Raw genomic sequence first — 8995 nt, 5'->3', positions numbered from 1 at the left:
GTTACATGGAGGCATGTAACGGCGTGTCGGGACCCCTCGACGACCGTCAGAGGCCGGCGTGGGACAGAGGGATGGTCGGCACGTCGACGATATGGGCGCCCCCGTCGGCGACGATGGTGGCGCCGGTGATGTACGAGGATTCGGCCGAGCCGAGAAACCGGATGACGGCGGCGATCTCGTCGGGCTGGGCCGGGCGGCCGAGCGGGACATCCGCGGTCACCAGGCCGTAGCCCTGCTCGCGGGAGTCGAGGCCCGCGCGGCGGGCGAACTCGTCCATCTCCTCGTCGGCCATCGGCGTCTGCACCCAGCCGGGGCAGACCGCGTTCACGCGCACGCCGTAGCGGCCGTAGTCGCGGGCGAGGGTGCGGGTGAGCCCGACCAGGGCGTGCTTTCCGACCGTGTAGCCCGCGACACTCGGTCCGGCGAAGAGGCCGGCGAGCGAGGAGACGACGACGATCTGGCCATGGGATTCGATCAGGTGCGGCAGCGCCGCCCTCGCGAGCACGAACGCGGTCGTCACGTTCGTTCGGAAGGAGATCTCCCACGCGTCGTCGTCGGTGTCGAGCACGGTGGAGAGCCCGTGGCCGCCCGCGTTGGCGACCACCACATCCACTCGCCCGAGCTCCGTCACGACCCGGTGGATGGCCGCCTCGGCGTCACTGCGCGAGCTCGCGTCGGCGACGATCGCGAGACCGCCGGTCTGCGCGGCCACCTCCTCGATCGGGCCGGGGCGACGGCCGATGAGCACGACGTGCGCTCCCTCGGCGGCGTACCGCCGGGCGGTCGCGGCCCCGATGCCGGTGCCTCCCCCGGTGATGACGACGACTTTGCCTTCGATGGATGCTCCGATGCCGGACACGGGACCTGCTTTCTGAGAACGACGGGTTGGGAATCGAGGGAACGCTGGACAGTGGCGGTCAAGCCGGGAACGACGAGCGGGCGAGGTACCCGAAGTCGGAGACGAGCGCCTGGCCGTTGACGGGCCGGGATGCCGGAGAGGCGAGGTAGAGAACGTGACGGGCGACCTCATCCGGGGTCTGCACCGGAAAGCCCATGGCAGCGAAGCCGCCGGGTTCGATCCCCAGGTCGGCCCGCGCCATCGGGGTGTCGACGACCGACGGGCAGACGCAGTTCACCCGGATGCCGTCGCCGGCCAGGTCGACGGACAGCGCGCGCACCAGTTGCAGCACCGCGCCTTTCGACGCGTTGTAGGGAACCATGCCCGGCGCCGCGACGAAGCTGGAGTCCGAGGCCAGGAGCACCACCGCGGGCGTGCGCGCCTGGCGCAGGTACCGCACCGAGTGCTTCACGAGCAAGAATTGGCCGGTGACATTGACCGCGAGCACCGCGTTCCAGGCGTCGACCGTGATCTCCTCGATCGGCCGGCCGAACGGCCCGCTGACTCCGGCACAGCCGATCGCGAGGTCGATGCCGCCGAACGTGTCTGCGATGGTGTCGACCGCATCCCGCAGCCCGGTTTCGTCGGTGACGTCGGCGGCGACGAATACCGCGCCGTCACCGAGCGATGCGGCGAGGGAGGCGCCCGCCTCGGCGTCGCGGTCGATCAGGCCGACCGTCACGCCTTCGTCGTGCAGAGCGCGGGCGCACGCGGCGCCGATGCCGGAGGCGGCTCCGGTGACGACGGCGACGGCCGTATCGAGCATCAGTTCCACGCGCTTCCTCACGATCGTTGTGCGGGGTCGGGATGCTGCCATCCTGCCTCCGAGACGGCCAGGGCGGGCGTCTTTCTGCGCTGGCGGCCTAACGGCGTGCCCAGATCGGCAAGCCCAGCACCGGTCGATGACAGCAGACTTCCGACAGGACGGCATCCCCCCGTGTCCGCCCACCCGAAGTCAGTGAAGGAGCCGACGTGTCGCAAACCACCTCACCCACAGCAGGCCACCTGCGCAAGAACGCGCTCGGCGTCGCCGGCATCGTGTTCCTCGTGCTCGCCGCGGTCGCCCCGCTGACGGGCGTCGTCGTCGTCGCGTCGCTGGCGATCGCCCTCGGCAACGGCGGAGGGACACCGATGTCGTTCTTCATCGTCGCCGTGATCCTGCTGCTCTTCGCGGTCGGCTACGCGCAGATGTCGAAGCAGCTCGTGAACGCGGGAGGCTTCTACGCGTTCGTGGTGAAGGGTCTCGGCCGCACCGGCGGGCTGGTCGCCGGGTTCATCGCGACGATCGGCTACAACTTCTTCGTGGTCGGCACGATCGGCACCAGCGGGTTCTTCATGCAGACGATCATCGCCGACCTCACCGGACTGAACGTGTACTGGTATGTGTGGGGGCTCCTCTCCATCATCGTGTCGTTCCTGCTCGCGCGGCGCGGCATCGACTTCAGCACGAAGATCCTCGGCATCTCGCTGGTTCTCGAGACGCTCATCCTGGTGATCTTCGACTTCTCGGTGCTGTTCCAGACCGGCTTCCGCATCGAGGCCTTCAGCCCGGAGGCCGTCTTCTCCGGGTCGCTGCCGATCGGCCTGCTGCTGGCGGCCACCGGCTTTCTCGGGTTCGAGGCCACGGCGCTCTTCGGCGAGGAGGCGCGCAATCCGCTCCGCACGATTCCTCGCGCCACCTATGTGGCGATCGTGAGCATCGGCGTGATCCTCGGGTTCACCACCTGGGCCGTCGTCAGCGCGACGGGCGTCGAAGCCGCCCAGAAGACCGCGCTCGACCACCTCGAGAGCGGCGACCTCATCTTCAGCCTGTCGCAGAAGTATCTGGGCACGGTGATGACCGACGTCATGATGGTGCTTCTACTGGTCAGCCTGTTCGCGGCGATGCTCGCCTTCCACAACTCGGCCACGCGCTATCTGTTCTCGCTCGGCCGGGCCGGGGTGCTCCCCCGCGCGCTCGCCCGCACCCGCAGCAACGGCGCGCCGCAGGTCGCCGGGATCGTGCAGGCCGTGTTCGCGGCGGTCGTCGCCGGCCTGTTCGCACTGGCCGGGCTCGACCCGATCTCCTCGCTGGTGCCGAGCATGATCGGCTTCGGCACCCTGTGCATCCTGGTGCTGCAGGCTCTCGCCGCGATCTCGATCATCGTGCACTTCCGCCGGCAGCACGACCCCCGCTGGTGGAGCACGTTCATCGCCCCGGGCATCGGCTTTCTCGGATTGCTGTCGATCGTCATTCTGGCGATCGTCAACTTCAACATCGTGGCGGGCTCCGACGCTCTCGCGGTGAACCTCCTGCCCCTGCTCCTGGTCGTCGCGCTCGTCGGCGGCATCGGCTACGGCGCGTACCTGCGGCGCAGGAAGCCCGCGGTGTACGCCGGCCTCGACCACGACCTCGAAGACTTCGACGCCCCGGAGCCCGCTGCCGCATCCGCAGCCACACCGGCGACCGACACCACCGTCTGACGACAGCCGGCGAGGCAGCGCTCGCGGTCAACTGACGGTCGCTCGGCGACAAGACGCACCGCGGGCGCCGCAACGATACTGGACGCATCACCACCAGAAGGATGTCCATGCCGACCCACCAGCACACCAGCGCGACGACCGCCCTCGCGACCGCCGCACATCCCCTCGACCCGCTGACCGCGGCGGAGATCGCCCGAGGCAGGCAGATCCTCGACGAGGCGGGCCGGCTCACGGCGAGCACCCGCTTTCCGTCGGTGCTCCCGGTCGAGCCGCTGAAGGATGCGGTCGCGGCGTTCCGCCCCGGCGATCCCATCGAGCGGCGCATCCTGTTCGTCGTGCTCGACACCGCGACGGGCGCATCGGCCGAAGCCGTCGTCTCGGTCACGACCGGTGAGATCGTCGGCTGGAACGATCTCACCACCACCGACGCCCCGTACGGACAGCCCCAATATCTCTTCGAGGAGTATCAGCGCGCGGAGGAGATCGCCAAAGCATCCCCCGACTGGCGGGCGGCGATGGAGCGACGCGGCCTCGGCGACCGCGTCGAGCTCGCCTTCTGCGCTCCTCTCGCCCCCGGCCACTTCAACCGGGCCGACGAAGTGGGGCGCCGGGTCATCCGCTCGCTCACCTTCTTGCGCTCGAGCGCGGACGACTCCCCCTGGTCGCATCCGGTCGAAGGCCTCATCGTGCACATCGACCTCAGCCGCGGCGAGGTCATCCGAGTCGAAGACGACGGCGACGTTCCCGTGCCGGCCATCGACGGCAACTACGACGCGGCGACCGTCGGCCCCGCCCGCACGACGCTGAAGCCCATCGAGATCACCCAGCCGGAAGGCCCCAGTTTCCGGGTCGACGGGCAGTCGGTCGAGTGGGAGAATTGGAAGTTCCGCGTCGGGTTCAACGCCCGGGAGGGCCTCGTGCTCAACGAGGTCACCTTCCGCGACGGGGATGAGGACCGCTCGGTGCTCTACCGCGCCTCCGTTCCCGAGATGGTGGTGCCGTACGGCGACACGACCCCGACCAGGTTCTGGATCAGCTACTTCGACGCGGGCGAATACCTCCTCGGCAAGAACGCGAACACCCTCGCACTCGGCTGCGACTGCCTGGGCGTCATCCACTACTTCGACGGCGTCGTCGCCGACGACCACGGCAACCCGGTCACCATCCCGCAGGTCGTGTGCATGCACGAAGAGGACTACGGCGTGCTGTGGAAGCACACCGACCTGAACGGCAAGGCCGAGGTGCGTCGTTCGCGCCGGCTCGTCGTGTCGTACTTCTCGACGATCGGAAACTACGACTACGGATTCTTCTGGTACTTCTACCTCGACGGCACGATCCAGGTCGAGGCCAAGGCCACCGGCATCGTGTTCGCCGGCGCCGGTGTTCCGGGAACAAACGACCCGCACGCCACCGAGATCGCTCCCGGCCTCTTCGCCCCCGTGCACCAGCACCTGTTCTGCGCTCGACTCGACGTCGCCATCGACGGCCGGCGCAACTCGCTCTCCGAGGTCGACGTCGTCGGCATCCCGATCGGCGACGACAACCCGTACGGCAACGCGTTCACCTGGCGCACGACTCCCCTGGCGAGCGAGAAGGATGCGGCGCGACTGGCGAACCCCGCCGCCGCGCGCGTCTGGGAGGTCACCAGCGCCGACCGCCGCAACCTCGTCGGCAAGCCGACCGCCTACCACCTCGTGCCGCAGGGCGGAGCGACCCTCATGGCGCAGCCCGAGGCGACCGTGTCCGCCCGGGCGACGTTCGCCACGAAGCACCTCTGGGCGACCGCGTTCGATCAGGCCGAGCGCTTTCCGGCCGGCGACTACCCCAACGCCCACGCCGGCGGCGCCGGGCTCCCGGCCTGGACAGCGGCCGACCGCTCGCTCGAAGAGTCGGACATCGTGCTCTGGCACGTGTTCGGGCCGACGCACATCCCCCGACCCGAGGACTGGCCGATCATGCCGGTCGACTACTCCGGCTTTCTGTTCAAGCCGTACGGATTCCTCGACCGCAACCCCGCGCTCGACCTGCCGGACGGGGCCGCCGGCGCCGACGGCGGCGCGTGCTGCAGTGGCGGCGCCTGCACCTGCGAGCACTGACCTCGGCGCGCCTGCTGCGCGCCGCATCCGATCCCCCTCCACCCCTTCGAACGGAGACCCCATGACCGACACCGCCGTCACCCTCTCGGACACCTCGACCTGGCTGCCCCTCGACGGGCTCGCGCCAGGCTTCGACGCCAACAAGGCCGAACTCAGCGCCGACCTCGCCGGGCGCACGATCACGCTCGTCGACGAGCGCGGCACCCGCATCACGCACACGTTCGACGACAGCCGCGTGCGCTGGGAGTATCAGCCGGGCGCCGGGGATGCGATCCCCGCCTCCTCGGGCAGCGACGCCTACGAGGCCTTCCGCGTCGACACCGGGCTCTACTTCGCGCAGTTCCACCACGAGCACAAGCCCGACGAGGCCGTCTCGCTCGTGCTCGATGTGACGAACGGACGGGCGCTGTCGATCGTCCAGGCGATCGGCGACCAGTTCCCCGGCAACACCGCCGTACGGCAGCTGTTCGTGCCGTCGCTCATCGAAGGCGCCCCAACGGCCGGCAGCGCTCCGGCGCCGACGACCTCGCTCATCGGCCGCCGCGTGATGTGGGTCTACAGCGCGGAGCACGCCTACGAGCACCTCTACCTGAGCCCGCAGTGGTACACCTGGCAGTGCCTGGCCGGGCCCGAGAAGGGCCTCGCCGACACCGACGAGAACTCCGTGTGGGAGATCAGGCCGGGCATCTACGTGTTCGCCTGGCGCGAGAAGGTCATCCCGTGCGCCTCCGTCACCATCGCAGACCACCGCGACGTGCGGGCCATCCGCTCCCACGGCGTGCTCTTCGGACTGGACGAGTCGGGCACGACACCGACCCACTTCACCTTCGGCGCATACGGTCGGCTGCTGAGCAACACCGTGCACCCCGACCGGTTCGACCCGGCGGACAGCGCCGGTGGCACAGGCTCCGTCGGCGTCGCGGGCGAACCGCGATGACCGAGGGTCCGGCCGATCTGCTGGTGATCGGGGCGCGCATCCACACGGTCGACCGGGCGCATCCCGAGGCCGAGGCGATGGCGATCCGTGACGGCCGCATCCTCGCGATCGGCTCGGCCCGTGCGCTGGCCTCGGTCGCCGGCCCCGACACACGCGTCGTCGACGTCGCCGGGGCCTTCGTGATGCCCGGGCTGGTCGACGTGCACAACCACCACGCAGAGGCAGGCCGGGCGGAGCTGTTCGAGCTGACCTTCTCGGGAGAAGCGGGCCTCGACGAGGTGCTCGCCGCCGTGCGCGCCTACGCGGAGACTCGCCGGCCCGACGAGTGGATCATCGGCAGCAGCTGGGGAACCGGTCTGCTCGACGAGCTCGGCCACGCGGCAGCCCGTCACGCGCTCGACGAAGCCGCGGGCGGCCGGCCCGTGCTGCTCACCGACGACAGCCACCACAACCGCTGGGCCAGCTCGCGCGCTCTGCACCTCGCCGGCATCGACGCGAGCACCCCCGACCCCGCCGCGGGGGTGATCGTCCGCGATCCGCAGACAGGCGAGCCGAGCGGCGTGCTCCTGGAGGCTGCCGGGCTCCTCGTCGAAAAGGTGGCCGCGCCCGCCAAGGCGCTCGCCGCCGCAGACCACGAGCGAGCCTCGGCCCGCGCCGTCGAGATCCTGCACTCCTACGGCATCACGGCGTTCCAGGATGCGGCGATCTCCCTCGACGTCATGCGTGCGCTGAAAGCACTCGACGATCGGTCGGAGCTAGCCGCCTGGGTCGTCTCCAGCATGACGGTCAACGATCAGATCTTCGGCTACACCGAACTCGGGGATGCGCTGATCGCCCACCAGGAGGAGGTGCGCAGCGAACACCACCGCCCCGACTTCATCAAGATCTTCCTCGACGGCACTCCCCCGGCCCACAGCGGCGCCTTCCTCGAACCGTATCTACCGTCCGACGCGCACGGCGCGCACTTCCACGGGAGCACCACCATGCCGGCCGACGAGCTGCTCGGCTGGCTGCGGCGCACCGCCGCCCAGGGCATCTCCGCTAAGATCCACTGCTCGGGCGATGCGGCGGTGAGGATGGTGCTCGACGCGGTCGAGACGGTGCGCTCGGAGGGTCACACCGCCCCGCGGTACCAGATCGCGCACGGCCAGTTCATCGCGCCGAGCGACCTTCCCCGCTTCGCCGAACTCGACGTCTCGGCCGACATCTCGCCGTTCCTCTGGTTTCCCGGAGTGATCGCGGATGCGCTCAGCACCGTGCGGCCGGCCGGCGAAGTCAACGGACTGCAGCCCAACAGGTCCCTGATCGACTCGGGGGCCCTCGTCGCGGGCGGGTCGGACTGGCCGGTGAGCGAGACCCCGAACGCCTGGGACGGCATCCAGGGCCTGGTCACCCGCGCCGACCCCTCGGGCAAGCGACCGGGAACGCTCGGTGCGGAGCAGGCCATCACCCTCGCCGAGGCGATCGAAGTGTTCACGATCAACGGTGCGACCGCCATGGGGCTCGGGGAGGTCACCGGTTCGCTTGAGCCCGGCAAGTCCGCCGACTTCGTGGTGCTCGACCGCGATCCTTTCCAAGTGCCGGAGTCGCAGCTCGCGGCGACCACCGTGCTCGAGACGTGGTTCGCCGGGGAGAAGGTGTTTCAGCGGTAGGGATGCGGCGCTGGGCCGCGGTGTGCGGCGCTTGTCCTACACTTGTTGACGACTGCGCCGCCGCACCGGGGGCGCCACCCTCGAGGGGAGAGGTATGCCCAAGGTCATCGACCACGACCAGCGCCGCGCAGACATCATCGACGTCACGTGGGCGCTCATCGTCAAAGGCGGGCTCGAGGCGGCCACCATGCGCGAGATCGCCACCGAGGCGGGTTTCGCCAACGGGGCACTGAAGCACTACTTTCCGGGAAAAGACGAGATCATCCAGGGAACCTACGAGCGCGCCCTGGGGATGATGAGCCAAGGCGTCGCCGAATCGGTGGACGGCAAGACCGGCCTTGAGGCTCTGCGCGCGATCGTCTACGCCACCGCTCCCCTCGAACCGGGTGCGGTCACCGCCGGACGGGTGCTCCTCACCTTCTGGGAGCGCGCCGTCTCCAACGAAGATCTGCACCAGGCGTACCTCGCCCACCTCGATGACTGGCGCGCCGGCCTCGCCACGTATCTCGCGCAGGGCCGCGCCGCCGGCGACATCGTCACCGACACCCCCGATGAGCAGCTCGTCGACGAGATCGTTCTCATGAACGTCGGCGCTACCATCATGAGCCTCATCGCCCCCGACCGTTCCACCGCCGAACTGCAGCGCCGCCACCTCGACGCCTTCTTCGAACGCATCACGCCGCGCTGACGGCGCCCGGCCGGCCGGCCGGCCGTACGTGGGTCGGTCGGCCGACCGGCCGTACGTGGGTCGGTCGGCCAGCCTGCGGCACGCCACGAACGTGCCCCGTCGCGGCGAACGCGGCTGACGCGGCTGCTCGCGACGAGTGTGGCTGCTCGCGACGAACGTGCCACTTCGCCACGAATGTGGCCACTCCGGTCGAACGTGGCCGGCACAGCGGGCACATCCGACCGGAACGGACACACTCGCGAACACGAGCCACACTCATCC

Annotated in this window: 7 protein-coding genes; 5 read left to right on the top strand and 2 right to left on the bottom strand. The window is 69.7% G+C overall.

The window, feature by feature from the left end; translation table 11 throughout:
• Positions 1-46: 46 nt before the first annotated feature.
• Together ACFVWR_RS17310 and ACFVWR_RS17305 are read right to left on the bottom strand one after the other, a co-directional pair.
• Complete coding sequence (locus tag ACFVWR_RS17310) at positions 47-859, bottom strand: SDR family NAD(P)-dependent oxidoreductase (protein WP_387214999.1); 813 nt, start codon at positions 857-859, stop codon at positions 47-49.
• A gap of 58 nt (positions 860-917) precedes the next feature.
• On the bottom strand, positions 918-1664 hold the full coding sequence (locus tag ACFVWR_RS17305; RefSeq protein WP_387215002.1) for an SDR family NAD(P)-dependent oxidoreductase: 747 nt from the start codon (positions 1662-1664) through the stop codon (positions 918-920).
• 206 nt (positions 1665-1870) lie between these two features.
• Here ACFVWR_RS17305 and ACFVWR_RS17300 point away from each other — a divergent pair, with 206 nt between their 5' ends.
• From ACFVWR_RS17300 to ACFVWR_RS17280, 5 genes are all read left to right on the top strand, one after another.
• Complete coding sequence (locus ACFVWR_RS17300; RefSeq protein WP_387214996.1) at positions 1871-3361, top strand: APC family permease; 1491 nt, start codon at positions 1871-1873, stop codon at positions 3359-3361.
• Positions 3362-3468: 107 nt separating this feature from the next.
• On the top strand, positions 3469-5457 hold the full coding sequence (locus tag ACFVWR_RS17295; protein WP_387214993.1) for a primary-amine oxidase: 1989 nt from the start codon (positions 3469-3471) through the stop codon (positions 5455-5457).
• 61 nt (positions 5458-5518) lie between these two features.
• Positions 5519-6394: a molybdenum cofactor biosynthesis F family protein gene (locus tag ACFVWR_RS17290; RefSeq protein WP_387214990.1), complete on the top strand. Its 876-nt coding sequence runs from the start codon at positions 5519-5521 to the stop codon at positions 6392-6394.
• Positions 6391-8046 (top strand): amidohydrolase, encoded by a 1656-nt coding sequence (locus ACFVWR_RS17285; protein ID WP_387214987.1) that lies wholly within the window; start codon positions 6391-6393, stop codon positions 8044-8046. Before ACFVWR_RS17290 ends, ACFVWR_RS17285 begins: the two co-directional genes overlap by 4 nt.
• Positions 8047-8140: 94 nt before the next feature.
• Entirely contained in the window at positions 8141-8734 is a 594-nt protein-coding gene (locus tag ACFVWR_RS17280) for a TetR/AcrR family transcriptional regulator (protein ID WP_387214984.1), read from the top strand.
• The last annotated feature ends 261 nt before the right edge of the window (positions 8735-8995 follow it).

Origin of the sequence: Leifsonia sp. NPDC058292 (genome assembly GCF_042880955.1) — a bacterium.
Classification (GTDB): domain Bacteria; phylum Actinomycetota; class Actinomycetes; order Actinomycetales; family Microbacteriaceae; genus Leifsonia.
This window is presented reverse-complemented; position numbering and strand designations above follow the sequence as displayed.